The sequence below is a fragment of the Sphingomonas kyeonggiensis genome, from assembly GCF_030812785.1.
GTDB lineage: Bacteria > Pseudomonadota > Alphaproteobacteria > Sphingomonadales > Sphingomonadaceae > Sphingomonas > Sphingomonas kyeonggiensis_B.
The window spans coordinates 491,680-515,492 of sequence record NZ_JAUSTJ010000001.1 but is presented as its reverse complement, the minus strand read 5'-3'; the positions used below and the strand labels follow the sequence as shown (position 1 = coordinate 515,492).

General features: G+C 67.7%; 20 protein-coding genes. 14 read left to right on the top strand and 6 right to left on the bottom strand.

Annotated features, from left to right (window positions below; genetic code table 11):
- Positions 1 to 75: 75 nt before the first annotated feature.
- The 11 genes from J2W22_RS02460 to J2W22_RS02410 all read left to right on the top strand — a co-directional run bounded on the left by J2W22_RS02460 (position 76) and on the right by J2W22_RS02410 (position 13,735).
- Positions 76 to 984: a formylglycine-generating enzyme family protein gene (locus J2W22_RS02460; RefSeq protein ID WP_307117973.1), complete on the top strand. Its 909-nt coding sequence runs from the start codon at positions 76 to 78 to the stop codon at positions 982 to 984.
- Between the two features lie 258 nt (positions 985 to 1,242).
- Entirely contained in the window at positions 1,243 to 1,989 is a 747-nt protein-coding gene (locus J2W22_RS02455; RefSeq protein WP_307116681.1) for a hypothetical protein, read from the top strand.
- A gap of 152 nt (positions 1,990 to 2,141) precedes the next feature.
- Positions 2,142 to 3,062 (top strand): NAD-dependent epimerase/dehydratase family protein, encoded by a 921-nt coding sequence (locus tag J2W22_RS02450; RefSeq protein ID WP_307116680.1) that lies wholly within the window; start codon positions 2,142 to 2,144, stop codon positions 3,060 to 3,062.
- Between the two features lie 41 nt (positions 3,063 to 3,103).
- Positions 3,104 to 3,910: an undecaprenyl-diphosphate phosphatase gene (locus tag J2W22_RS02445; protein WP_307116679.1), complete on the top strand. Its 807-nt coding sequence runs from the start codon at positions 3,104 to 3,106 to the stop codon at positions 3,908 to 3,910.
- Between the two features lie 122 nt (positions 3,911 to 4,032).
- Complete coding sequence (locus tag J2W22_RS02440; RefSeq protein ID WP_307116678.1) at positions 4,033 to 5,469, top strand: NAD(P)-dependent oxidoreductase; 1,437 nt, start codon at positions 4,033 to 4,035, stop codon at positions 5,467 to 5,469.
- A 13-nt stretch (positions 5,470 to 5,482) separates the two neighbouring features.
- Positions 5,483 to 6,175: a DUF2059 domain-containing protein gene (locus tag J2W22_RS02435; RefSeq protein ID WP_307116677.1), complete on the top strand. Its 693-nt coding sequence runs from the start codon at positions 5,483 to 5,485 to the stop codon at positions 6,173 to 6,175.
- Entirely contained in the window at positions 6,175 to 6,915 is a 741-nt protein-coding gene (locus tag J2W22_RS02430; RefSeq protein ID WP_307116676.1) for a DUF2059 domain-containing protein, read from the top strand. The genes J2W22_RS02435 and J2W22_RS02430 overlap by 1 nt, the downstream gene beginning before the upstream one ends.
- A complete protein-coding gene (gene gltB, locus J2W22_RS02425; RefSeq protein WP_307116675.1) occupies positions 6,912 to 11,420 on the top strand; it encodes a glutamate synthase large subunit in 4,509 nt (1,502 codons plus the stop codon). Before J2W22_RS02430 ends, gltB begins: the two co-directional genes overlap by 4 nt.
- A gap of 260 nt (positions 11,421 to 11,680) precedes the next feature.
- On the top strand, positions 11,681 to 12,112 hold the full coding sequence (locus J2W22_RS02420) for a hypothetical protein (RefSeq protein ID WP_307116674.1): 432 nt from the start codon (positions 11,681 to 11,683) through the stop codon (positions 12,110 to 12,112).
- A 180-nt stretch (positions 12,113 to 12,292) separates the two neighbouring features.
- Positions 12,293 to 12,964 carry a glutathione S-transferase family protein gene (locus tag J2W22_RS02415; RefSeq protein ID WP_307116673.1) on the top strand — a complete coding sequence of 224 codons (672 nt, stop codon included), beginning with the start codon at positions 12,293 to 12,295 and terminating at the stop codon, positions 12,962 to 12,964.
- A 156-nt stretch (positions 12,965 to 13,120) separates the two neighbouring features.
- Positions 13,121 to 13,735 (top strand): YbhB/YbcL family Raf kinase inhibitor-like protein, encoded by a 615-nt coding sequence (locus J2W22_RS02410; RefSeq protein ID WP_307116672.1) that lies wholly within the window; start codon positions 13,121 to 13,123, stop codon positions 13,733 to 13,735.
- A gap of 165 nt (positions 13,736 to 13,900) precedes the next feature.
- Here the strand turns inward: J2W22_RS02410 and J2W22_RS02405 are convergent, their stop codons facing one another.
- From J2W22_RS02405 to J2W22_RS02390, 4 genes are all read right to left on the bottom strand, one after another.
- The gene (locus J2W22_RS02405) at positions 13,901 to 14,752 is read right to left on the bottom strand and encodes an SDR family oxidoreductase (RefSeq protein WP_307116671.1); all 852 of its coding nucleotides are present in this window, start codon (positions 14,750 to 14,752) and stop codon (positions 13,901 to 13,903) included.
- Positions 14,753 to 15,282: 530 nt separating this feature from the next.
- Positions 15,283 to 16,212, bottom strand: coding sequence for a GGDEF domain-containing protein (locus tag J2W22_RS02400; protein WP_307116670.1), 930 nt, complete (start codon positions 16,210 to 16,212; stop codon positions 15,283 to 15,285).
- A 198-nt stretch (positions 16,213 to 16,410) separates the two neighbouring features.
- Positions 16,411 to 16,962, bottom strand: a complete 552-nt coding sequence (locus J2W22_RS02395; RefSeq protein ID WP_307116669.1) for a peroxiredoxin — start codon at positions 16,960 to 16,962, stop codon at positions 16,411 to 16,413.
- Positions 16,963 to 16,989: 27 nt separating this feature from the next.
- Positions 16,990 to 18,057 carry a phospholipase A gene (locus J2W22_RS02390; RefSeq protein ID WP_307116668.1) on the bottom strand — a complete coding sequence of 356 codons (1,068 nt, stop codon included), beginning with the start codon at positions 18,055 to 18,057 and terminating at the stop codon, positions 16,990 to 16,992.
- A 66-nt stretch (positions 18,058 to 18,123) separates the two neighbouring features.
- Between J2W22_RS02390 and hisN the strand changes: the two genes are divergently transcribed.
- Positions 18,124 to 18,921 carry a histidinol-phosphatase gene (gene hisN / locus J2W22_RS02385; protein ID WP_307116667.1) on the top strand — a complete coding sequence of 266 codons (798 nt, stop codon included), beginning with the start codon at positions 18,124 to 18,126 and terminating at the stop codon, positions 18,919 to 18,921.
- 186 nt (positions 18,922 to 19,107) lie between these two features.
- Here hisN and J2W22_RS02380 read toward each other — a convergent pair whose 3' ends face one another.
- Positions 19,108 to 19,515, bottom strand: a complete 408-nt coding sequence (locus tag J2W22_RS02380; protein ID WP_307116666.1) for a hypothetical protein — start codon at positions 19,513 to 19,515, stop codon at positions 19,108 to 19,110.
- Positions 19,516 to 19,704: 189 nt separating this feature from the next.
- On the opposite strand from J2W22_RS02380, the gene J2W22_RS02375 reads away from it, so the two are divergent.
- Positions 19,705 to 21,195: an alpha/beta hydrolase family protein gene (locus tag J2W22_RS02375; protein ID WP_307116665.1), complete on the top strand. Its 1,491-nt coding sequence runs from the start codon at positions 19,705 to 19,707 to the stop codon at positions 21,193 to 21,195.
- Between the two features lie 28 nt (positions 21,196 to 21,223).
- Here J2W22_RS02375 and J2W22_RS02370 read toward each other — a convergent pair whose 3' ends face one another.
- Positions 21,224 to 23,332 (bottom strand): AsmA family protein, encoded by a 2,109-nt coding sequence (locus J2W22_RS02370; protein ID WP_307116664.1) that lies wholly within the window; start codon positions 23,330 to 23,332, stop codon positions 21,224 to 21,226.
- Between the two features lie 264 nt (positions 23,333 to 23,596).
- Here J2W22_RS02370 and rpmI point away from each other — a divergent pair, with 264 nt between their 5' ends.
- Positions 23,597 to 23,800: a 50S ribosomal protein L35 gene (gene rpmI / locus J2W22_RS02365; RefSeq protein ID WP_056616276.1), complete on the top strand. Its 204-nt coding sequence runs from the start codon at positions 23,597 to 23,599 to the stop codon at positions 23,798 to 23,800.
- Positions 23,801 to 23,813 lie beyond the last annotated feature (13 nt).

Sequence of the window (23,813 nt, the reverse complement as noted above, 5' to 3'; positions counted from 1 at the left end):
GGCCGGCCCGCATAGGAGGGCGCGATGAAGAAGGTCGCGCCCCGCCCCGCCACCCGCGCAGTCTCGCATGAAGGCATGAAGCTGATCCCCGGCGGCAGCTTCACCATGGGCTCGGAGCGCTTCTACGAGGAGGAGCGCCCGCTGCGCCGGGTGCGGGTCGACAGCTTCTGGATCGACGAGACGCCGGTCACCAACGCGCAGTTCGCCGAATTCGTCGCGGCGACGGGCCATGTCACCTTCGTCGAGAAGGCACCCGATCCGCGCGCCTATCCGGGCATGGACCCGGCACTGGCGGTGCCCGGCTCGCTGGTCTTCCGGCGCACGCCCCAGCCGGTGTCGCTCGACGATCATGGCCAGTGGTGGGCGTTCGTGCCCGGCGCCGATTGGCGGCATCCGACCGGGCCCGACAGCAGCATCGCGGGGCTGGAGGACCATCCGGTCGTCCATGTCGCCTTCGAGGATGCCGATGCCTATGCCAAATGGGCGGGCAAGGCGTTGCCGACCGAGGCGGAATGGGAGTTCGCCGCGCGCGGCGGGCTGGTCGACAAGGAATATGCCTGGGGCGACGAGCTGGCCCCCGACGGCGCGATCCTCGCCAATTACTGGCAGGGCATGTTCCCTTTCGCCACGCTCAAGCCCGACGACCGCTATCGCACCAGCGCTGTCGGCAGCTTTCCGGCCAATGGCCATGGACTGTTCGACATGATCGGCAATGTCTGGGAATGGACGCGCGACTGGTACGGCACGCCGCAGCCGATCAAGGGCAGCTGCTGCGAGGCGGTCAATCCGCGCGGGGCCACGATCGGCGACAGCTATGAATCGCATGCGCCGGGCGGAAAGATCGGACGGCGGGTGCTCAAGGGCGGCTCGCATCTCTGCGCGGTCAACTATTGCCAGCGCTACCGCCCGGCGGCGCGCCATCCCCAGCAGGTCGACAGCGCGACCAGCCATATCGGCTTCCGCTGTATCTCGCGAAAGGCCTAGGATTTTACCCAGGCTGGGTATGAAAGTTCACAAAGGTCACGACATCCGGGGCCTGCGCGGCATCGGCTTTGCTACGGCCGGTTTTACCCGGTCCGGATTATCGTGCGGCGATGTCTCGCCATGAGAAAGAGCGGCCGGACCTTCCTCCGGGCGTTGCCGACGCAAACATGGGAAATCCTACATTGCAAGGCGTTTGGCCGGCAGGCTCCGCGGCAGCGACGGTTGACGCGATTTCCGCCGCACTTCTAATCCTTGCCCATGGCGGACACGTTGAACTTCTCCACCGGCAAGGAGCCTCGCATCTATGTCGAGGTGAGCGGCTGGCCCGCAGCCTCCAAGGCCAGCTTCGAGGAGCAGGCGGCGGAAATCCGCGGCGTGACGGAGGTCAGGGGCGCGGGCGGCTCGATCGGCTATTATGTCTATTTCGACACGGGCCTGACCTCGGAAGACCGTGTAAGCGCGGCATTGTCGGCGATCGCCGGCGCGATTCTCCGGCAGGGCCGAGGCGAGGCCCGGGAGGCGGCCGGCATTGTCCCGGAAATGGTGACGATAAGCCCGGCACCGCCAGAGCCGGCACCGACGATCCCGTCTTCCTCCTGGACCGGGATCGCAAGCCTGCCGGAGCGCGTGGCCGCGTTCAAGCAGCTGGCCCCGGTCGCGCTGGCCGCGGTCGATTCGCTCATCGTCGAACTCGACAGGCCGGGCGACAATGGCGGTCCGCCGCTCGACGAGCGCAAGGAGGCATTGGCAGCCCTGCGCGATCTGCATGCCGCGCTGGGTGCGCTGCTGGCTGCCGCCGAGAATGCGGAATCGCCCTGGATCGATGGCGAGGGGCTGGTCGCGTCCAGCGTCCATTTCGCCAAGCGCGCCGCCGACAAGCTCAAGGATGATCCGATGCCCTTCGCCGTGTCGGGCCTGCTCGTCGCGGTGTTCGCCGCCCTGGGTGTCCCGGGCCTTGGCGGATGGCTGGGCTCCGCCACGCTGCGGATGCAGAAGAAGAGCTAGGCCAGCACGGCGCCGGGCGGGTGTAAAGGTCGCCACCCGCTGGGATGCGAACCCCGGCACGCCGAACCGCGTGATCCTGCGCTTGCCTCCCCGCCCGCCGCGCGGCATGGGAAGGCTCCACCGACAGACAGTTTCAGTTCCAGGAAATAGGCATGAAGGACAAACTCGTAGTGCTGATCGGCGGCGGCGGTTTCGTCGGCCGCTATATCGCCCAGGAACTGCTCGCGGCGGGTGCCCGCCTGCGCATCGCCCAGCGCCGTCCGCGCGACGCCTGGTTCCTCAAGCCGCTCGGCGGCCTCGGCCAGACCCAGTTCGTCGCCGCCGACGTGACCCAGCCCGATACGATTGCTGCGGCGGTCGCCGGTGCCGATGCGGTGGTCAACCTCGCCGGGGTGCTCAGCGGCGATTTCGACGGCGTCAACGCCGCCGGCGCGCGCAACGTCGCCGCGGCCGCCCAGGCCGCCGGCGTCGAGACGCTGATCCATTTCTCCGCGCTCGGTGCCGATGCCGAGTCGGCCTCCGCCTATGGCCAGTCCAAGGCGGCGGGCGAGGCGGCGGTGCGCGCGGCCTTCCCGAACGCGACCATCCTGCGCCCCTCCTTCGTCTTCGGGCGCGAGGACCAGTTCACCAACCGCTTCGCCGCGATGGTCGGCATGGGCCCGGTCGTGCCGGTGCTGCGCGCCGATGTCCGCTTCCAGCCGGTCTATGTCGTCGATGTCGCCCGCGCCGTCGTCGCCGCGCTCGCCTCGCCCGAGGCGCATGCCGGCCAGACCTATGCGCTGGGCGGCCCCGACACGCTGACCATGCGCGGCCTGCTCGACTGGCTGGCGGGCGCGACGGGCCACCGGCCGGCCTTTGCCGAGCTGCCCGATCCGCTCGGCGCGCTGATCGCGCTGCTGCCCGGCACGCCGATCACGCGGGACCAGTGGCGGATGCTCCAGGCGGACAATGTCGCCGGCGATGCCCCCGGCCTCGCCGCGCTCGGCGTCCCCGCGACGCCGCTCGCCAGCGTCGCGCCGGGCTGGCTGGTCCGCTATCGCCGCCACGGCCGCTTCGGCAAGCTGGCCGCCTGAACGCATTTCCGCGCCGCAAGCGCATCGGAGCCTAGCCAAGCATGAGCGAAACCCTGGTCGCGATTCTCCTCGGCATCGTCGAGGGGATCACCGAATTCCTGCCCGTCTCCTCGACCGGCCACCTGATCCTCGCTTCCGAGCTGCTCGGCTATGACGCCGCCACCTGGGGGATGTTCAACGTCGTCATCCAGCTCGGCGCGATCCTGGCGGTTGTGGTGCTCTACTGGCGGACCTTCTGGGCGGTGGCCGAAGGGCTGATCAGGCTGAACCCGGTCTCGATCCGCTTCGTGCGCAACCTGCTGGTCGCCTTCATCCCGGCGGCGGTGATCGGCCTGGCGCTGCACAAGCATATCGAGGCGCTACTCGGCGAGCCGATGGTGGTGGCCTGGGCGCTGGTGATCGGCGGCATCGCCATCCTGGTCATAGAGCGGCTGGTGAAGAACGCGACGATCCACGGCATCGCCGAGATCCCGCTGGTCCGCGTGATCGGCATCGGCTTCATCCAGTGCATCTCGATGATCCCGGGCGTCAGCCGCTCGGGCGCGACGATCATGGGCGCGCTCAGCCTGGGCGTGGAGCGGCGCACCGCCGCCGAGTTCAGCTTCTTCCTCGCCATCCCGACCATGCTCGGCGCGACGGTGCTCGAGCTGGCCAAGAACCACGATGCGATCGTCTCGGCCCGGGTGGGCTGGGACGAGATCGCCATCGGCTTCGTCACGGCGTTCATCGTCGCGATCGTCGTGATCAAGGCATTTGTCGGCATCGTCTCGAAGCACGGCTTCGCGCCCTTTGCCTGGTACCGAATCGCCGCCGGCATCGCCGCCATCGCCTGGCTTTCGATGCGATAAGTCCGGATCGGCCATAAATCGGCGCAATAATCTTTCAAATTTGCGCCGATTAGGCTGAAAAACCCAATATAGGTCAGGTTTGCTGACTTTTATCGACTCGCTTGCGGCGTTAGGCGCGCCGCATGGCGGAAACGATGCTCAAATTCGTTGGAACGGCGCAGGCTTATCCGAGCAAGCGCGAGGCGGAACTGCGTGCGGAGGACTTCCGCGAGATCGCGGATCGCTATGCGGTGCCCGGCGCCGAGGAACAGGCCAGCCGCTGCTCGCAGTGCGGCGTGCCCTATTGCTCGGTCCATTGCCCGCTTCACAACCATATCCCCGACTGGCTGCGCCTGACCGCCGAGGGGCGGCTGCGCGAGGCCTATCAGCTGTCGAACAGCACTTCGACCATGCCCGAGATCTGCGGCCGCATCTGCCCGCAGGACCGGCTGTGCGAAGGCAATTGCGTCATCGAATTCTCCGGACACGGCGCCGTCACGATCGGCTCGGTCGAGAAGTTCATCACCGACACCGCCTGGGAAGAAGGCTGGGTCGAGCCGGTCGCGGTGGGCCCCGCGCGGGGCCAGTCGGTCGGCATCGTCGGTGCCGGCCCGGCCGGCCTCGCCGCTGCCGAGTATCTCCGCGAATATGGCTATGACGTGCATGTCTATGACCGGCACGACCGCGCTGGCGGGCTGCTCACCTATGGCATCCCGGGCTTCAAGCTCGAGAAGCACATCGTCATGCGCCGCGTCGAGCGGCTCGAGCAGGGCGGCGTCGTCTTCCATCTCGGCTTCGAGGTCGGCCGTGAGGCGACGCTCGACGATCTGCGCAAGCGCCACGATACGCTGCTGATCGCCACCGGTGTCTACAAGGCGCGCGGCATCCAGGCGCCGGGCGTCGGCGCGCAGGGGATCGTCGAGGCGCTCGACTATCTCACTGCCTCGAACCGCAAAGGCTTTGGCGATGCGGTGCCGGCGTTCGACGACGGCAGCCTCGATGCGAACGGCAAGCATGTCGTGGTGATCGGCGGCGGCGATACCGCGATGGACTGCGTCCGCACCGCGGTGCGCCAGGGCGCCACCTCGGTGAAGTGCCTCTATCGCCGCGACCGCGCCAACATGCCGGGCTCGCAGCGCGAGACCGCCAATGCCGAGGAGGAAGGCGTCGAGTTCGTCTGGCTCTCGGCGCCGGAAGCGTTCGATGGCGGCGACAAGGTCACCGGCGTGCGCGCCTCGCGCATGCGGCTCGGTGCGCCCGATGCCTCGGGCCGCCGCGCGCCGGAAATCGATCCGGGCGGCGCCTTCCAGCTCCAGGTCGACCTGGTGATCAAGGCGCTCGGCTTCGAGGCCGAGGACCTGCCGCGCCTGTTCGGTGCCGAGGAACTCGGCGTCACCCGCTGGGGCACGCTGCGCACCGATGGGCGCACGATGATGACCAGCCTCGACGGTGTTTTCGCGGCGGGCGATATTGTCCGCGGCGCGAGTCTCGTCGTCTGGGCGATTCGCGACGGCCGCGACGTGGCGGCGCACATGCATGCCTGGATGCGCGCCCGCGCCGATGCGGCACGGGCTGCTTGATAAGGTTGACCCGATGAAGTCGTTCCTCGCTGCCCTTGCTCTTGGCGCCGCCCTGCTGGCCCCGGCCCAGGCGTTCGCCGCCGGTCCGGTCGCCGCGTCCGTCGCCGAGGGGGACCTCCAGAAGCTCGTCGCGCTGATGGTGCCCGAGGAGTCGATCGGGCGCATCGCGGGCCGCGCCTTCGACACGGGCATGGACCAGCAGATCGCTGCCGACCCCAAGATGAAGGCGACCTATGACGCCAATCCGGGGCTGCGCGAGCAGGTTGGCGGCCAGCTGCGCGGCCAGTTCACCCGTATCCTGATCGCGGCGCTGCCGTCGCTGCGCGGCGAGATCGAGACCATCCTCAAGGCCGATCTTACCCCGGGCGAGATCACCGACACGCTGACCTTCTTCGCCAGCCCGACCGGCCAGAAGGTGCGTGCCGAAGTCTATGAGACGATGGGCAGCGCGCCCGGCCAGTCGGCGCAGGAGATGCAGCAGGCGGCGATGGCCGCGGTGATGGCCAAGCTGACGCCGGAGGATTATCCGGCGCTGATGGCGTTCGCCGGCAGCCCTGCCGCGCAGAAGATGGGCAGCGTCAACCCGAAGATCGCCGCGACCAGCCAGGCCTGGGCGCTCAAGCTCGTCGCCGCCAATCGTCCTCAGCTCGAAGGCCTGGCGATGAAGGCGGTCGCCGAGTATCTCGCCAAGAAGAAGGGCGGCTGATGCGCGCGCTTCCGCTCGCCGCCGCGCTGTTCGCGCTCTCGCCGCTTGCCGTGCCGGGGGGCGCCTCCGCGCAGACGCAGGCCATCGCTTCGCCGCAGCAGCTGGCGCTCGGGCACGACCTTGCCAAGCTCAACAATGACGAGGTCTCGGCCGACAACCAGATCAGCGCGATGCTGGTCAGCGTCGCCAAGATGTTCGCCGAGAATGAGGACATGCGGGCGCTCGAGAAGGAGCATCCCGGCGTGATCAAGATGATGCTCGACGCGATGGCACCGCCGATCCGCGAGCAGACGCTGCGGACGCTGCCGAAGCTCTGGGACCGGCTGGGCGCGCTCTATGCCGCCAACATGAGCGAGCAGGAGCTGCGCGACGCGATCGCCTTCTATTCCGGCCCGGTCGGTGTGCGCCTGCGCGCGGCAATGGTCGGCAATCTCGATGTGAAGGCGATGCTGAGCGAAGTGATGGCCGATCCCGAAAAGGATATCAGCGAGAAGGCGCTGGGGGCGAGCCTCGGGTCGACCGCGCTGGGCGCGGCCCGCGCGCTCTCGCCCGAAGACCAGAAGGCGCTCGCGCAATTCGCCTTCACCCCGGCCGGTGCCCAGATCCAGCGGTTGAATTCGCAGGTGATCAAGGCGGTCTCGGACTGGAGCCGCGAGGCAAGTCCGGAGCTGGACGCGAAGCTGGAAAAGATCACCGAGGACCTGGTGACCAGGATCCTCGAGAAGGAGCAGTCGAAATGAAGTTGGGCGAACGCGAGCGGATGGCCCGCGAGGGCATGTACCGTCCCGAGTTCGAGGGCGATGCCTGCGGCGTCGGCATGGTCGCCGCGACCGACGGCCTGCCTTCGCGCCGCGTCGTCCAGTCGGCGATCGATGCGCTCAAGGCGGTGTGGCACCGCGGCGCCGTCGATGCAGACGGCAAGACCGGCGACGGCGCCGGCCTGCATGTCGACCTGCCCGTCCGCTTCTTCGACGATGCGATCGCCGCCGGCGGCCACCGCGTGCTGCCGAACCGGCTCGCCGTCGGCATGGTCTTCCTGCCGCGCACCGATCTCGGCGCGCAGGAGGCGTGCCGCACCATCGTCGAGTCCGAGATCATCGAGGCCGGCTACACCATCTATGGCTGGCGCCAGGTGCCGGTCGACGTGTCGGTGATCGGCATGAAGGCGCAGGCGACCCGCCCCGAGATCGAGCAGATCATGATCGCCGGCCCGCAGCCCGATGCGATGGACGCTGCCGAGTTCGAGAAGGAGCTCTATCTCGTCCGCCGCCGGATCGAGAAGGCGGTGATCGCCGCGCAGATCAGCGGCTTCTACATCTGCTCGCTGTCGACCCGCTCGATCATCTACAAGGGCCTGTTCCTCGCCGAGAGCCTGTCGGACTTCTACCCCGACCTCAAGGACGAGCGCTTCACCAGCCGCGTCGCGATCTTCCACCAGCGTTATTCGACCAACACCTTCCCGCAATGGTGGCTGGCCCAGCCCTTCCGCTGCCTTGCCCATAACGGCGAGATCAACACGATCCGCGGCAACAAGAACTGGATGCTCAGCCACGAGATCAAGATGGCCAGCATCGCGTTCGGCGAGCGCAGCGAGGACATCAAGCCGGTGATCCCGGCTGGCGCGTCCGACACCGCCGCGCTCGACGCGGTGTTCGAGGCGATCTGCCGCTCGGGCCGCGACGCACCCACCGCCAAGCTGATGCTGGTCCCCGAAGCCTGGGACGAGCACACGCCCGACAAGCATCTGGCGATGTACAAATATCTCGCCTCGGTGATGGAGCCGTGGGACGGCCCCGCCGCGCTGGCGATGACCGATGGCCGCTGGGCAGTCGCCGGCGTCGATCGCAACGCGCTGCGTCCGCTCCGCTACACCCAGACCAGCGATGGCCTGCTGATCGTCGGCTCCGAGACCGGCATGGTCCAGATCCCCGAATCGACCGTCATCGCCAAGGGCCGCATGGGCCCGGGCCAGATGATCGCGGTCGATCTCGACCAGGGCGTGCTGCTCTGCGACAAGGCGATCAAGGACCAGATCGCCGGCGAGCATGACTATGCCGGGATGATCGGCGAGTTCATCACCGTCGGAGACCTGCCCGCGCCCGAGGCCCAGCCGCTGCGCTTCGAGCGCGCCGAGCTCACCCGCCGCCAGGTTGCGGCGGGGCAGACGCTCGAGGACATGGAGTTGATCCTCGCCCCGATGGTCGAGACCGCCAAGGAAGCGATCGGCTCGATGGGCGACGACACGCCGCTTGCGGTCATTTCGGACAAGCCGCGCCTGATCAGCCAGTTCTTCCGCCAGAATTTCAGCCAGGTCACCAACCCGCCGATCGACAGTCTTCGGGAACGTCAGGTGATGACGCTCAAGACGCGCTTCGGGAACCTCGCCAACATCCTCGACACCGAGGGCGGTGGCTCCAAGGTGCTCGTGCTCGAGAGCCCGGTGCTGACCAATGGCGACTGGGACCGGCTGCGCGCCCATTTCGGCAGCCAGTCGGCCGAGATCGACTGCACCTTTGCCGCCGGCGGCACGCCCGAGGACCTGCGCGAGGCGATCAAGCGCATCCGCTACGAGGCAGAGCAGGCGGTCCGCGCCGGCTGCACCGAGCTGTTCCTCACCGACGAGCATGTCTCGGAGGGCCGCGCCGCGATCGCCGGCGTGCTGGCGGCAGCGGCGGTGCACACCCACCTCGTCCGCCGCGGCCTGCGCTCTTACGCCTCGGTCAATGTCCGCTCGGCCGAATGCCTCGACACGCATTACTACGCCGTGCTGATCGGCGTCGGCGCGACCACGGTGAACGCCTATCTGACCGAGGCCTCGATCGCCGATCGCCATGCCCGCGGCCTGTTCGGCGACATCACCCTGGACGAGTGCCTCAAGCGTCACCGCAAGGCGATCGACGAGGGCCTGCTCAAGATCATGTCGAAGATGGGGATCGCGGTGATCTCCTCCTATCGCGGCGGCTATAATTTCGAGGCCGTGGGTCTCAGCCGCGCGCTGGTCAACGACCTGTTCCCCGGCATGCCCGCCAAGATCTCGGGCGAAGGCTATGCCTCGCTCCACCTCTCGGCGATGATGCGCCACGAGGCGGCGTTCGACCGCGGCGTCGCGACGTTGCCGATCGGCGGCTTCTATCGCCAGCGCCACGGCGGCGAGACCCATGCCTATTCGGCCCAGCTGATGCATCTGCTGCAGACGGCGGTGTCGACCGACAGCTACTCGTCCTACATGGCCTTCTCGCGCGGCGTGCGCGACCTGCCGCCGGTCTATCTGCGCGACCTGCTCGAGTTCAACTTCCCGAACGAAGGCATCCAGATCGACCAGGTCGAGGCGATCACCGAGATCCGCAAGCGTTTCGTCACCCCGGGCATGTCGCTCGGCGCGCTCTCGCCCGAGGCGCACGAGACGCTGGCGATCGCGATGAATCGCATCGGCGCCAAGGCCGTGTCGGGCGAGGGCGGCGAGGACAAGCTGCGCTACACGCCGTACGAGAATGGCGACAATGCCAACTCGACGATCAAGCAGATCGCCTCGGGCCGGTTCGGCGTCACCGCCGAATATCTCAACGCCTGTGACGAGATCGAGATCAAGGTCGCCCAGGGCGCCAAGCCCGGCGAGGGTGGCCAGCTGCCCGGCTTCAAGGTCACCGAGTTCATCGCCAAGCTGCGCCACGCGACGCCGGGGGTGACGCTGATCTCGCCGCCGCCGCACCACGACATCTATTCGATCGAGGACCTGGCGCAGCTCATCTACGACCTCAAGATGATCAACCCGCGCGCCCGGGTGTGCGTCAAGCTGGTCAGCTCGGCGGGCATCGGCACGGTTGCCGCTGGTGTGGCCAAGGCGCATGCCGACGTCATCCTGGTCGCCGGCCATGTCGGCGGCACCGGTGCCTCGCCCCAGACTTCGGTCAAATATGCCGGCACGCCCTGGGAAATGGGCCTGACCGAAGTCAACCAGACGCTCACGCTCAACGGCCTGCGCGGCCGGGTGAAGCTGCGCACCGATGGCGGCCTCAAGACCGGGCGCGATATCGTCGTCGCCGCGATCCTCGGCGCCGAGGAGTTCGGCATCGGCACGCTCAGCCTCGTCGCGATGGGCTGCATCATGGTCCGCCAGTGCCATTCGAACACCTGCCCGGTGGGCGTCTGCACCCAGGACGAGAAGCTGCGCCAGAAATTCGTCGGCACGCCCGAGAAGGTCATCAACCTGATGACCTTCATCGCCGAGGAGGTCCGCGAGATCCTTGCCAAGCTCGGCTTCCGCAGCCTGGACGAAGTGATCGGCCGCACCGAACTGCTCCGTCAGGTCAGCCGCGGCGCCGAGCATCTCGACGATCTCGATCTCAACCCGATCCTCGCCAAGGTCGATGCGGACGACGCCGAGCGCCGCTTCAGCCTGTCGACCTTCCGCAACGAAGTGCCCGACAGCCTCGATGCGCAGATGATCAAGGATGCCGCCCCGGTCTTCGCGCGCCGCGAGAAGATGCAGCTGACCTATAATGTGCGGAACACCCACCGCGCGGTCGGCACCCGGCTCTCGTCCGAGATCACCCGCCTCTACGGCATGTCGACGCTGGCGGACGGGCATGTCCATGTCCGGTTGCGCGGTTCGGCGGGCCAGTCGCTCGGCGCCTTCCTGTGCAAGGGCGTGACGCTCGAAGTGTTCGGCGATTCGAACGATTATGTGGGCAAGGGGCTGTCGGGCGGCATCATCGTGGTGCGTCCGCTGGTCAGCTCGCCGGTCGAGAGCTGGAAGAACACGATCATCGGCAACACCGTCCTCTACGGCGCGACCAGCGGCAAGCTGTTCGCCGCCGGCCAGGCGGGCGAGCGCTTCGCGGTGCGCAACTCGGGCGCCGAAGTGGTGGTCGAAGGCTGCGGCGCCAATGGCTGCGAGTACATGACCGGCGGCACCGCGGTGCTGCTCGGCCAGGTCGGCATGAACTTCGGAGCGGGCATGACCGGCGGCATGGCCTTCGTCTATGACGAGGACGGCAGCTTCGAGCAGCGCGCCAATCCGGAGAGCATCGTCTGGCAGCGCCTGTCCTCGGCGCATTGGGAAGCCAAGCTGCGCGGGCTGGTCGAGGCGCATGTGCTCGCCACCGACAGCAAATGGGCCGCCGGTCTGCTCGAGGACTGGGCCCGCGCGGTCGGCAGCTTCTGGCAGGTCGTGCCCAAGGAAATGCTGACTCGCCTGCCGATGCCGCTGAATGACGACACCGTCGAAGCGGTGGCGGCGGAGTAACTTCCAATTCCTCCCCCAGCTTGTCTGGGGGAGGGGGACCGCCGCCGAAGGCGGTGGTGGAGGGGCGTGGCGTCACGGCGCGGTGCGCCGACCCCTCCACCACGACGCTTCGCGTCGCGGTCCCCCTCCCCGAGCGAGCTCGGGGAGGAATTGCATCGTGCAACGGCAATACCGCCACAACTCGTCGCAACCGGGCTCCGCAACCGCCAACCATCTGTGATATAAGGCTCCGTCATCCGAGTCCTTTACCGGAGCCAGTCATGCGTCTCGTCCTCACCGCCGCCCTGTTCTGCGCCGCCGCCACCCCGGCCTTCGCCCAGTCGCAGCCGCAGCCCGAGCCCAGCACCCGCGACAAGACCGAGGCGCTCGCCCGCGCACTCAACAACCCGATGGTGCAGGAAGGCGCCGCGGCGATGCTGACCAACCTGGCCGGCATCGTGCTCGACACCCGCGTCGGCCCCGCCGCCCAATATCTTGATCCGACGATCCGCGAGCAGGATACGCTGGGCGACATCCAGCGCCGCCGCGATCCCAATTTCGACCGCAACTTCCACAAGAACGCACGCAGTGCCGTGGTGGTCGCCGGCAAGCTGACCGAGGGCGCGCTCCAGATGCAGGACTCGCTCGCCGAGACCGCCGCACGCCTCCGCGCCGCGCTCCAGCCCCTGCGCGGCGCGCTAGACCCCAAATAACCATCCCGTCACCCCGGCCTTGTGCCGGGGTCCACCGGGAGGCGAGTAATGGACAAGAGGCTCTGCCGGCATAGCTCGCGGTGCAGTGGACCCCAGCACAGGGCCGGGGTGACGCAGGAAGTTGTGCTATCTGCCGGCTGGCGCTTTACGCGGACGCATCCCGAGTCCTAAAGCGGGCCGATGTGGCAGCTTTATCAATTCCCCCTCTGTCCCTTCTCGCGCAAGGTCCGGCTGCTGCTGGGCGAAAAGGGCGTCGGCTATGAGCCGGTGCGGGAATCGCCCTGGCTGCGGCGCGACGAGTTCCTCGATCTGAACCCCACCGGCCAGGTGCCGGTGATGGCCGATACCGAGCGCGGGGTGACGCTGATCGATTCCTCGGTGATCTGCGAGTTCTTCGAGGAGACGGTGAACAAGGCGCCGATGCTCAACGGCACCGCCACCGATCGCGCCGAGATCCGTCGCCTGACGATCTGGTTCGACACCAATTTCTATGCCGAGATCACCGCGCCCCTGCTCCACGAACGCATGCTCAAGCGCATCGTCTACAAGCAGTCGCCCGATGGCCAGGCGCTGCGCAATGCGATGAAGGCAGCGGTCAACCATCTCGACTACATCGATTATCTGCTCGATCACCGCACCTGGCTGGCCGGCCCGACGATGAGCCTCGCCGATCTCGCCGCCGCCGCGCAGATCTCGATCGCCGATTATCTCGGCGGGATCGACTGGAAGAGCCATGAGCAGGCCAAGGGTTGGTATGTCCGGATGAAGAGCCGCCCGAGCTTCCGTCCGCTGCTCAGCGAGCGCATGGAAGGCATCCCGCCGCCCGCCGATTACGAGAAGCTGGACCTGTAACGATGCCCGTCGTCTTTCTTGTCGTCATCCCCGCGAAGGCGGGGATCCAGAGCCAAGGGCGTTGCGCGAAGTAACCCTGGATCCCCGCCTTCGCGGGAATGACGGGTGGAGGGAGCCTCCCGCGCTTTCATCGGTTCAGCAGCCGAGGAGAAAGCCATGCTCGAACATCTTCCCCATTGGCTCGGCAAGGCGCTGAGCCCGTTTCGCGCCGGTGCGGACAAGCTGGCGATCGTCCGGCCCGAGCTTGCCGCCGAGGGCGTGATCCAGCTGTCCAGCCCGGCCTTCGCCAATGGCGCGCGCCTGCCCGAGCGCTTCACCGCCGATGGCGAGGGCGTGTCGCCGCCCTTGTTCTGGACCGGAGTGCCCGAGGGCACGGCGCGGCTGGTGCTGATCGTCGAGGATGCCGATGCGCCGACGCCCCAGCCGGTGGTGCATGCGATCGTCTGGGGCCTGCCGCTGGGCGGTGACCTGAAGGAAGGCGAGATCGCGCCCGATGGCGAGGGCCATGCGGAGGGCGAGGATGTCGGTCGCAACAGCCGCTTCGTCGAAGGCTGGCTGCCGCCCGATCCGCCCAATGGGCATGGCGCGCACAATTATGCCTTCCAGATCTTCGCGCTAAGCGAAGGCGAGGATCCGGGCGAGAATCCCGGCCGCGGCGCGGTGCTGCGCGAGATGGAAGGCCGGGTGATCGCCGCCGGCCTGCTCACCGGCACCTATTCGCGCGGCGAGGAAGCGCCGCTCGGCCCGGTAGGGGCGGGGGCGACGGCCTGAGCTTGCAAAATAGGATTTCGCATGATGCCGTCGAGCGGCCGGGTCCTGGGTCCCGGCCGCTCTTTGACTTGTTGGAAAGAAAATTTCCTATCCGCGCAGCATCCTGTCGCTCGCCGCGCGGGAAACGCGCTTTGGCGTGTACTTCGTGTACTTTGAGCGTCCTGCTCAGCCGTTCACCACCGTCCCGCCATTGGGATGGAGCACCTGGCCGGACATGTAGCTGGCATCCTCGCAGGCGAGGAACAGGAAGGCCGGTGCCACTTCGTTCGGCTGGCCCGGCCGGCCCATCGGCGTGTTCTCCCCGAAATGCGCGAGCTTCTCGGGAGAGGCGCCGCCCATCGGGTTCAGCGGCGTCCAGATCGGCCCCGGCGCCACGGCGTTGACCCGGATGCCCTCGCCGACCAGGTTCTCCGAGAGGCTGCGGGTAAAGGCAGTGATCGCGCCCTTGGTGCTCGAATAGTCGAGCAGCTCCTTCGAGCCCTGGTACATGGTGACCGAGGTGCAGTTGACGATCGCCGCACCCTTTTTCAGGTGCGGGCGCGCTGCTTGCGTGAGGAAGAACATCCCGAAGATGTTGGTCTGGAAGGTGCGGCGCAGCTGCGCCTCGGTGATGTCGGTGATGTCCTTGTCCGGATGCTGCTCGCCGGCATTGTTCACCAGCACGTCGATCCGGCCGAACTTCTCGATCACCCGGGCGATGGCGGAATCGCAGAAGCGCTTGTCGCCGACATCGCCGGCAAGGGTCAGCGCTACGCGCCCCTCGCCGTGCACGATGTTCGCCGTCTTCGCCGCATCGTCATGCTCGCAAAGATAGAGGATCGCGATATCGGCGCCCTCGCGCGCATAGAGCGCGGCGACGGCGCGGCCGATGCCGCTGTCGGCACCGGTGATCACGGCGACCTTGCCCCGGAGGCGGCCGGAGCCGGGATAGCGGGGTTGCCAGTCTGGCTTGGGTTCGAGCGCGCACTCCTGTCCGGGCAGCGCGTCTTCGTGGATCATCTCGGCGGTTTCGCTCATCTCGGTATCCTCCTGGGATACCTTGGGAAACCTGTCGGGGCGGGCCGAGTTCCGCCGCTGGTGGCCGCCGCCGGGCGGCTCGGCAGGGCTCAGCCGAAGTGGCTGAAACCCTGCAGGCCGACCGTGGCGATCGTCATTGCGGTGATGGCGAAGGATGCCGCACCGATCATCAGGCTACGTGTCATGCTTATCCTCTCCCTTCCGTCGAGTCCGCCGGCGATCATGCGATGACCGGGAAGGCCGAGGACGAGAAGAGCAGGATGCCATAGCTGAGGACGACTGCGCCGATGACGGCAACGCTGTGCTGGAACGAGCTGATACGGACGGCCATGATAGTAACTCCCTGTGTTCGTTCGGCTTGCCGGACCATCCGGCTGCCGATGCCAGATGAATTGCAGGGAGCGTGCCAATTTTCTAAGTGCTTGATTTTGCTGAGGATGCGTTAGAAAGTTACGTGTGGTTGGGAAATTTCACGCCAAGCTATGGCGTATTTTCCTAATCAAAGGCGGACAGTAACTGTCCGATTCCGGTCAGTCGACGCGGACGCAGTTCCGGCCGCCATTCTTGGCGGCGTAGCAGAGCTGGTCGGCGCGGTGGAACACGGTGCCGAACACTTCGCCCTGCTGGGCCGGGCTGAGGCCGGCGGAGAAGGTGATCTCGCCGAGTGGCGCATCGGTCTCGCGCAGCCGGTAGCGCTTGGCCGAGACGGCGAGGCGGGCACGGTCGAGCACCTCACGGGCGCCCTTTAGGTCGAGCCCGGTGAACAGCACGACGAACTCCTCGCCGCCATAGCGGGCGACGAGATGGCCCTTGCAGGTGTCCGACAGCGCCTCGCCGAGCGCCTTGAGCACCCGGTCGCCGACGACATGGCCGAAGCGGTCGTTGACCGACTTGAAGTGGTCGACGTCGCATACCGCCATGCAGATCCTGGCGCCGGCCCCGGCCTGGGCGGCATAGGCTTCCTCGAAGGCGCGGCGGTTGGGCAGGCCGGTCAGCGGGTCCTTGCGGGCGTTGTCGCGGGCTTCCTCGAGCTTGGTGCGCAGCTCGCTGGCTTCGCGATTGGCGCTTTCGAGCCGCTCCTCGGCAGTGCGGACGCGCTCAAGCATCGTCGCGGTGAGCCGGCTGATCTCGAGGCCGTCGCCGCCGGAGCTGCGCATCGCCTGGGCGCTGGCGGCGAGGTCGCGGCCGAAGTCCTTGGTCTCCGCGCGCATTGCGGTGACCATGTCCTGGAAGCCCTCGACCTGCATCTGGGTCTGGGCGACCAGGCCCTGGGCCTTCTCAATCGTCGCGGCGCCGGGGGCGGGGGCGTCGCAGCCGAGGGATTCGATATCCCGTCGGGTGAGGCGCACGCCGCCATCGGTCAGCGCGTGCACCGCGCGGGCCAGCGGACCGTCGGGATTGGCGAGGAGCTGATAGGCGAACGCATAGTTGGCCGGATCGGGATCCAGCCGCTGGTCCACCAGAAATTCCCCGATTCGGTCGTACAGGTCACGCGCGGCCTGAGAACCGCTTGCTGCCCGGACGGCCTTGGCCGCGACCATGTGCTTCACTGCCTCACCAAAATTGGCCCGACGATGTCCCTCAAGATCATCTCGCCGGGCAAATTAGGGCGCAACTGCTAACATCCGGTGAGCAAAGCCTGCGGAGTCCTGAAAATATCAGTGCTTGTGCGCGGCCTTGTACTTCTGGACCGCCTCGAGCGAGAGCCGGATGTGTCCCGCCGGGCTCATGTCCGAATGGGCGAAGATGATCTTGCCGTTCGGCGCGATCACATAGGAAGTGCGGCTGGTGATCTTGGTGGCGGTACCGTCCGGCTTGGTCAGCTGCACGTCATAGCCCTTGACGATCGTCGGGCTGGCGGCGGCGACGGCGAACTTGCCCGCGCATTTTTCGGCGGAGAAGGCCTCGAGCTTGTCGATGTTGCCTGCGGTCATGCCGATCACGCTCGCGCCGGCCTTCTGGAAGTCGGGCAGCGCCTCGGCGAACGCATGGGCTTCGGCATTGCAGCCCTCGGTGAAGGCGGCGGGGAAGAAATAGAGGACGACCGGGCCCTTCTTGAGCGCGGCCTTGAGGTTCACTGTGAACGGCTTGCCCGCCATCGCGCCGGGCGCGGTGAAATCGGGGGCGACCTGGCCGGTGTTCAGCGCGGCGGTGGCCGGCATGCCGAGCGCCAGGGTGGTGACGGCTGCTGCGATCAGAAACTTGCGCATGGCGATGCTCCTTGGGGGTCTTTCCGGTCAGCGGGTGAGGGCGATGCCGATCCGGGCATGGGTGTCGTTCTTGCGATAATCGTCCAGTGCCTCGCCATAGCCGGTGAACGCCTGGCCGAAGATATAGAAGCCCACGCCCTTGGCAATCCGCGCGAGGGGGTAGGAGACGAACAATTCCGCCGCGCCCTTGCCCGTCTCGAAATTGCCGCGGCCGGTGAGCGACAGCTTGAGCCCGTCGCGCTGGCCGATCGCCGCGGTGAGGCTGGTATAGCCGAAATAGTCCTTCACATCGGGCGCGGTGCGGATCTGGCCGACATAGAACCAGGCCTGGGGCGCGACATCGAGATGCCAGTCGCCGCCCAGGTCGAACGTCTTCTCGGCACGCAGATAGACGCGGTTGGTATCGACCGAATCGAGTTCGCCGCGCCCGTTCGAATCGTGCCGATAGCCGAGCGCGACCCTGGTGGTCTCGTCGACGGGGACGTCGGCGTAGATCTCGGGGCTGTAATTGGTCGAGCGGAAGGGCCCGGAGGGCTGGTTCAGCGCCCAGAACATCGTCTGGGTATAGGCGAAGCGGAGATTGCCGAGCTTGAGCGGCGCCTTCTCGCTGAACGGGCGGAAGGCGAAGCTCACCTGCAGCTTGCCGCCGGCATCCTTCAGCCCGAACGCGCCATAGATCGGCTCATGCGCCTCGAACCGGTCGGCGAATGCCGCCGAGCTGCCGGTCGCGCTCTGCACCACCGTTTCGCCCTCGGGGATGTCGGCGGCGGCATGCTGTTCGGACGGCGGCACCGCGCGGCCGGCGACGCTGACCGGTACGTAGCGCGCCTTGGCGAAGCCGTGTGGGGCGACGGTGGGCGGCGGCCCCGGCGCGCGCTCCAGCACCAGCCGGGTGCCGTCGACCGCGGTGATCTCGATCTGGCGCGGGCCGGCATCGGTGACCGGCACCTCGCCTTCGTTGATCAGGAACACGTCCACGCCGCGCAGCGCCTCGGTCTCGGAGGCGGGCTGGGCGGGCACGGCACGCAGGCTCTGCGCCGCGGCGGGCGTGGCGGCGAGCAGCGCGGCGGGGATCAGCAGGCGGCGCAAGGTCATCGGCGGGTGGAGTGGCAGGGGTTTGTGACCTTGGCGAGTCAGAATCTGAAGTCTAGGGCGGGCGCCATGCCAGTAACCGCCGCAGACATCACCCTCGCCGAACGCCTTGCCGATGCCGCGGGCGCCGCGATCCTTCCCTATTTCCGCTCGGAGCACGGGCTCGAGGCCAAGGAGGACCAGTCCCCGGTCACCCTGGCCGACCGCGCCGCCGAGGAAGCGATGCGCAAGCTGATCATCGCCGAACGGCCGATGGACGGCATCCAGGGCGAGGAATTCGGGGTGCGCGAAGGCACCAGCGGCCGCGTCTGGGTGCTCGATCCGATCGACGGCACCCGCGCCTTCATTGCGGGCCGCCCGATCTTCGGCACGCTGATCGCGCTGGTCGAGGCGGGCTGGCCCCTGCTCGGCATCATCGACCAGCCGGTGACGAAGGAGCGCTGGCTCGGCGTCGCCGGCCGGCCGACCCTGTTCAACGGCAAGCCCGCCGAGACGCGCCGCTGCCGCGAGCTTAACCAGGCGATCCTCGCCACCACCAGCCCGGCGCTGTTCGGCGATGACCAGCTCCACGCCTTCGAGCATCTCGATGCCGCGGTGATGAGCGTGGTGCTGGGCGGCGACTGCTATAATTATGGCTGCGTCGCTAGCGGCTGGATGGACGTGGTGGTCGAGGCGGGGCTCAAGCTGCACGACTTCGCCGCGCTAGTGCCGATCGTCGAGGGCGCCGGCGGGCGGATGTGCGACTGGCAGGGTGACCCCCTCCACGCGGGCAGCAATGGCGAGGTGATCGCGGCGGGCGATCCGGCGCGGATCGACGACATCCTCGAGGCGCTGGCCTGTCGCGGGGATCACCAACACGGGCATTGAGCCGCGACTCGCCAAAGTACACGAAGTACAGGCCAAAAGCGGGTTTTGACGGCGCCTTGGGTTGACACTTTTCCCGGAAAGGCGCGCGATCTCGCAGTATTCTTGCGCGCGGCCTTTCCTATATTTCCAACAGTTTAAAGAGCGGCCGGAGGGCGATCCGGCCGCGAAAGCCAAGCAGGCGGAATCCTATTTTGCAAGAGCAGCGGGTTTGCAGCGGTTCCAGCGCCAGCGCGCGTTCCACTTGCGCAGCGCGGTGCGGTCGCCTCGGTCCTGGGCTCGGGAGACAAGCGCTCCGATCCACAGGCAATGACCGCGCTCGGCGGCGAGGACCGCCCAGCGGTGCGAGGTGCGGTCTTCTCCGGTCATGGAATGGAAGAGCGCAAGCGTGCCGGCGGATTCGCGATCGCCTCCACGCGCTTTGGCAACGAGCGAATCATGCTCGGCGCGCTTCATCCACCAATCCATGCACATCGCGGTTTCGACGATGCCGACTCCGCACATCGGCGCGGGTGCCGCATACGCCTTGGGTATGCCCGATGCCATGGCGACCAGGAACTGGCCGGCAATGGCCGTGAGCAGCAATTTGGCGCCCATCGTTACCCTCCAATGCCGGTTTCAGCGGGGCGAAGTTCCGGCATCGCCACGGGGGCGTCAATCCGGTTTGCGGGTCGTTCTGGGGTTGGTGCCGGGGTACCGGTGCAAGGGGATAGGTTAGCCCTTGCCGCGCTCGGCCTTGTCCTGGATGCTGGCCCGGAAAGCGGGGGAGAGCCGAGGATGAAAGCCGTGCTGCGTGCCGTTCTGGCGCTTCTGCTTTCATTGCCATTCGCCGCTCCCGCGCTCGCGCAGCACATAGAGCCGGTTGAGGTCGCCCGGTGGGCGGTCTATGGGACACGGCATGGCTATCTGCGCGATGCCGGCGTGCCCGGTGGCGGGGCGCTCCGGGTCGCGCCGCCCGCGACGCCCGGCGAGGACTGGTCGAGCGGGGCGGGGATGCCGGTGCCGCTGGCGCGCAAGGCGGGGGAGCGGCTCAGCGCGACCTTCTGGGCCCGCGCCGCGCGCCCGATCGCGGTGTCGGTGGCGCTGCGGGACAGCACGGCGCCCTATCGCGCCTTTGCCAGTAGCCAGATCCGGCTGACGACGCGCTGGCAGCGTTTCACCCTGACCGGCGTCGCGCCTGCCGATCTCGAGGCGGGATCGCAGCGCCTGACCGTGCAACTGGGCAAGGCGGGCACGGAGGTAGCGCTGGGGCCGGCGCTCTTCGCGCCGGGAACTGCGGATGCGGCGCGGGTCTCGCGGGCCTTTGCCGGGTTTCGCCCCGTGCAGCTTGCCGAGGACTTTCCGATCCCCACCGAGCCCGGGGTTACGCTGGCGGCGACGCTGCGCCTGCCGATGCGGCATGGCGACGGGCCGTTTCCGGTGCTGCTGCTGCTGAACGGAAGTGGTCCGTCGCTGCGCGGGATTTTCCCGCTGGTCCAGGATCGGCTGCTCGCCGACGGTATCGCCACGCTCGACTATGACAAGCGCGGCGCGGGCGAATCGACGGGGGCATTCCTCGATACGCTGCCGCTGCTCGAGCGCGATGCTGCCGCGGTGATCGGCTGGCTGCGCCGTCGCGGCGATATCGATGGTACGCGGATCGCGGTGTTTGGGCTGAGCCAGGGCGGGGTGATCGGCCCGGCGCTGGCCGCGCGCGATCCCAGTATTGCCGCGGTGGTGATGCTGGCGGGACCGGTCGGTGCCAGGGGCGAACCCTTTCTCGAGGGGTTGCGCAGCAATCTGGCGAAGGGGGCCGTGGCGCCCGATGCGACCGCGCGGATCGTCGCGGCGGCACGCCCTTTCCTCGACGCGCGCGTGAGCAAGGCGCCGCCGGCGGTGGCGGAGGTCGCGCGGGGGCGGCTGATCGAGACATTCGTCGCGGCCGGCTTCAGCCCAGAACAGGCTGGCGGTGCCGTCGAGGTGATGGACGATGCCGCGATGCTCTCGATGTATGGCGTGACGACCGACGCCACGCTCGCCGCAGTTCGCGCGCCGGTGCTGGCACTCTATGCCGGCGAGGATGAGACCGTGTCGACGCCGCTGAGCATGCCGGCTGCCCAGGCGGCCCTGCGCGGCAATCGCGATGCGACGGTTATCGTGGTGCCCGGCATGAACCACATCTTCCAGGACGCGAAGACCGGCGACCTGGGCAAGGCCGAGCGCAAGATGCCGGCGGTTTCGGAGCCGAAGGTGGTGACGCTGATCGGCGACTGGCTAGCGGCCCGGCTGCGCCGCTAGGCCTGGATCCTCTCCCCGGCGAAGGCGCTCAGTCCTTGTCGCGCTTGCCGCTTTCCGACTTGGCGGTGGTACCACGGCCGACATCGTCGCGGGGCTTGCCCTTGCTGGTGCGCTGGGAAACCGCGCGGGCGCCTTCGAGGACCGGACCGCAATCGGCCGCCTTGGCATCGCCGACATCGACGAAGGCGATGATCGCCGCGAAGGGGCTGGCGAAGACGCCGAGGCCGAGGCCCACGCCGGCGCGCGCCACCAGTTCGGGCGAGATCACGTCGAGGCCCGGCCGGGCGAAATAGCCGTTCAGCCCGACCGGCGACTGGCCGGAGAACAGGCTGAACTTCTTGCTGTCCGCGCGGATCGCCAGGTCGATGCTCTCGTTCCTGAAGCTGAACCCGCCGCGGCCGAGGACGACGTTCTTCTGCGTGTCGATCAGGATCGGGTCTGCCGCGGCGATGCCGTCGCGCACGGTGAAGCCGACCAGCCCGCAATTGATCTGCACCGGCTCCTTGAGCTTCTTCTCGAACATCTTCTGGACGAAGGTGCCGATGTCGATCTCGGACAGCTGGATGTTGCGCGTCCACATGCTGCCGCGCGGCAGGATCACCGCGATGCGGCCGTTCGAATTGGCCAGCGATTCGCGCACGCTGTCACCCGAGCCAGTCATCTTCACCCGCGCCTTGATCGTGCCGCTGGTGCCGCTCTGCTCGACGCCGAAGCCGGCGAGCAAGGTACCCATCGGGGTGGGCGACAGGCGCACGTCGTAATCGGTGAAGACCGGCTGGCGACGGGCGTTGATGGTGATGTCCGAGCTGACCGTGCCGCGTGCCATGCTGAAGTTGAGCGGGCTGAGCTTGAGCAGCATGTTGTCGAGATAGAGCCCCAGCTCGATGTTGGAGACCGGGAAGCTCGGCGCGCGCACGTCGCGCACCGTCCAATGGACCCTGGCGTCGAAGTTCCTGAGCGCGTCCACGCGGAGCCTGGCATCCGGCAGGATGCGCGGGGTGCCCGAGACCTGGGTGATCGCGCCGGCCGCGCCTTTGGCCGCCAGCGTGTTGGGATTGTAGCCGATGAACGGGCCGGCATCGACGATGTCGAGCGTGTCGGTGGCGAGCTGCGCGGTGAGCAGCATGCGTGGGCGCGTCATCTTCACGGTCATCTTGCCGGACAGGTCCGAATCGCCGAACCGGCCCTTCAGCCCGGTGAAGCGCCACTCATTGCCCTGCTTGGTGAGCGCCGAGCGCAGGCGATAGGTCCGCGTGTCGGGCACGGCGATGCCGGCGAGCATGAAGATGTCGGCGAGGTTCTGGCCGCGCACGTCCATGTGCAGGTCGGCGCCCTCGATCTCGGTCGCGCCGGGCAGGGTGCCCGAGACGTCGAGCTGGGTGCGCACGCCCTCGGCATGGAGCTTGAGCTGGTTCCTGCCGCCCGAGACGGTGGCATTGGGGGTGAGCAGCGCGCCGTTCAGCACGAAGCGGGTGCCGCGCGCGGTGCCGCTGCCGTCGAACGAGATGGTCGAGGCGAACTGGGTGTCCCTGGCCTCGACGGTGTGGACGCGGATCGCGGCCTCGATCTGCATCCGCGGATCGGCATAGCGGATCAGCGTGCCCTGGAGCAGCGCGCGGCGGATCGCGGGCAGGTCGAGCGGCTCGCCCTTCTCCTCGCTGAACGTCCATGTGTTGCGCTTGCCGGCCTTGTCCCATTGCAGGTCGACCTGGCCATTCTCCAGGCTCAGCCAGTTGATCCGGCGGTTGCCGGTGATCAGCGACCAGGTGGAGATGCGCGAATCGATCCGGCGGGCCTCGAAGAAATTGCCCTTGCCGGCCCATGCCGGGTTGGAGATCGTCATGCGCTCGGCGACGAACTTCACGTTGAACGGGTCGAGATAGAGCTGGAAGTCGCCGGCGATCTTCACCTCGCGGTGGGTCTGCCCTGCGACGATGCGCTCGAAGCTGTGCTTGAGGAAGCGGCCCTTGGTGACGAACAGGATCGTCCAGGCGAGGACCAGCAGGCCGAGGATCGTGGCGACGACGGCGATGATGCTGGCGATCGGGGTGCCGAGCGCGCGAATCGGTTTGGCCGGGGAACCTGCGGGCGGCGGGGCCGTATCGGCGGCTGTGATGGGCGTGTCCCGGTCTGCCATGGAGAGGAAAAGCCCCGCAACGCCATGGGGTTCCCGTTCCCCTTCCGCTCGCGGGAGGGGTTAGGGGAGGGGATAACTCGCTCGGACGCTGATTATAACAGCCCCTCCCTCGACCCCTCCCGCAAGCGGAAGGGGAGTCCCGAGACTCATCTTGCGCTCTCCCGACTCTTCCGCTAGGGCGCGCGCTTTCCGCGATCGTAGGGATGCGCCGGCTGAATGGGCTGCCGCGCGTGTCCGCAATCGTCGAACCATAAGGAGACGAAAATGCCCAAGCTCAAGACGAAGAGCGGCGTCAAGAAGCGCTTCAAGCTCACCGCCACTGGCAAGGTGAAGCACGGAGTCGCCGGCAAGCGCCACCGCCTGATTTCGCACAACGCGAAGTACATCCGCCAGAACCGCGGCACCTCCGTGCTCGCCGACGCCGATACCGCCCGCGTTATCGCGTGGGCGCCGTACGGCCTGAAGTAAGGGAGGCCCTGGA

Coding starts and splice junctions, on each gene's coding strand:
- J2W22_RS02370 (WP_307116664.1), bottom strand. CDS start 23,332: ATGGCAGACCGGGACACGCCCATCACAGCCGCCGATACGGCCCCGCCG.
- J2W22_RS02380 (WP_307116666.1), bottom strand. CDS start 19,515: ATGGGCGCCAAATTGCTGCTCACGGCCATTGCCGGCCAGTTCCTGGTC.
- J2W22_RS02405 (WP_307116671.1), bottom strand. CDS start 14,752: ATGAGCGAAACCGCCGAGATGATCCACGAAGACGCGCTGCCCGGACAG.
- J2W22_RS02460 (WP_307117973.1), top strand. CDS start 76: ATGAAGCTGATCCCCGGCGGCAGCTTCACCATGGGCTCGGAGCGCTTC.
- J2W22_RS02450 (WP_307116680.1), top strand. CDS start 2,142: ATGAAGGACAAACTCGTAGTGCTGATCGGCGGCGGCGGTTTCGTCGGC.
- J2W22_RS02390 (WP_307116668.1), bottom strand. CDS start 18,057: ATGACCTTGCGCCGCCTGCTGATCCCCGCCGCGCTGCTCGCCGCCACG.
- J2W22_RS02430 (WP_307116676.1), top strand. CDS start 6,175: ATGCGCGCGCTTCCGCTCGCCGCCGCGCTGTTCGCGCTCTCGCCGCTT.
- J2W22_RS02440 (WP_307116678.1), top strand. CDS start 4,033: ATGGCGGAAACGATGCTCAAATTCGTTGGAACGGCGCAGGCTTATCCG.
- J2W22_RS02445 (WP_307116679.1), top strand. CDS start 3,104: ATGAGCGAAACCCTGGTCGCGATTCTCCTCGGCATCGTCGAGGGGATC.
- hisN (WP_307116667.1), top strand. CDS start 18,124: ATGCCAGTAACCGCCGCAGACATCACCCTCGCCGAACGCCTTGCCGAT.
- J2W22_RS02435 (WP_307116677.1), top strand. CDS start 5,483: ATGAAGTCGTTCCTCGCTGCCCTTGCTCTTGGCGCCGCCCTGCTGGCC.
- gltB (WP_307116675.1), top strand. CDS start 6,912: ATGAAGTTGGGCGAACGCGAGCGGATGGCCCGCGAGGGCATGTACCGT.
- rpmI (WP_056616276.1), top strand. CDS start 23,597: ATGCCCAAGCTCAAGACGAAGAGCGGCGTCAAGAAGCGCTTCAAGCTC.
- J2W22_RS02410 (WP_307116672.1), top strand. CDS start 13,121: ATGCTCGAACATCTTCCCCATTGGCTCGGCAAGGCGCTGAGCCCGTTT.
- J2W22_RS02455 (WP_307116681.1), top strand. CDS start 1,243: ATGGCGGACACGTTGAACTTCTCCACCGGCAAGGAGCCTCGCATCTAT.
- J2W22_RS02415 (WP_307116673.1), top strand. CDS start 12,293: ATGTGGCAGCTTTATCAATTCCCCCTCTGTCCCTTCTCGCGCAAGGTC.
- J2W22_RS02420 (WP_307116674.1), top strand. CDS start 11,681: ATGCGTCTCGTCCTCACCGCCGCCCTGTTCTGCGCCGCCGCCACCCCG.
- J2W22_RS02395 (WP_307116669.1), bottom strand. CDS start 16,962: ATGCGCAAGTTTCTGATCGCAGCAGCCGTCACCACCCTGGCGCTCGGC.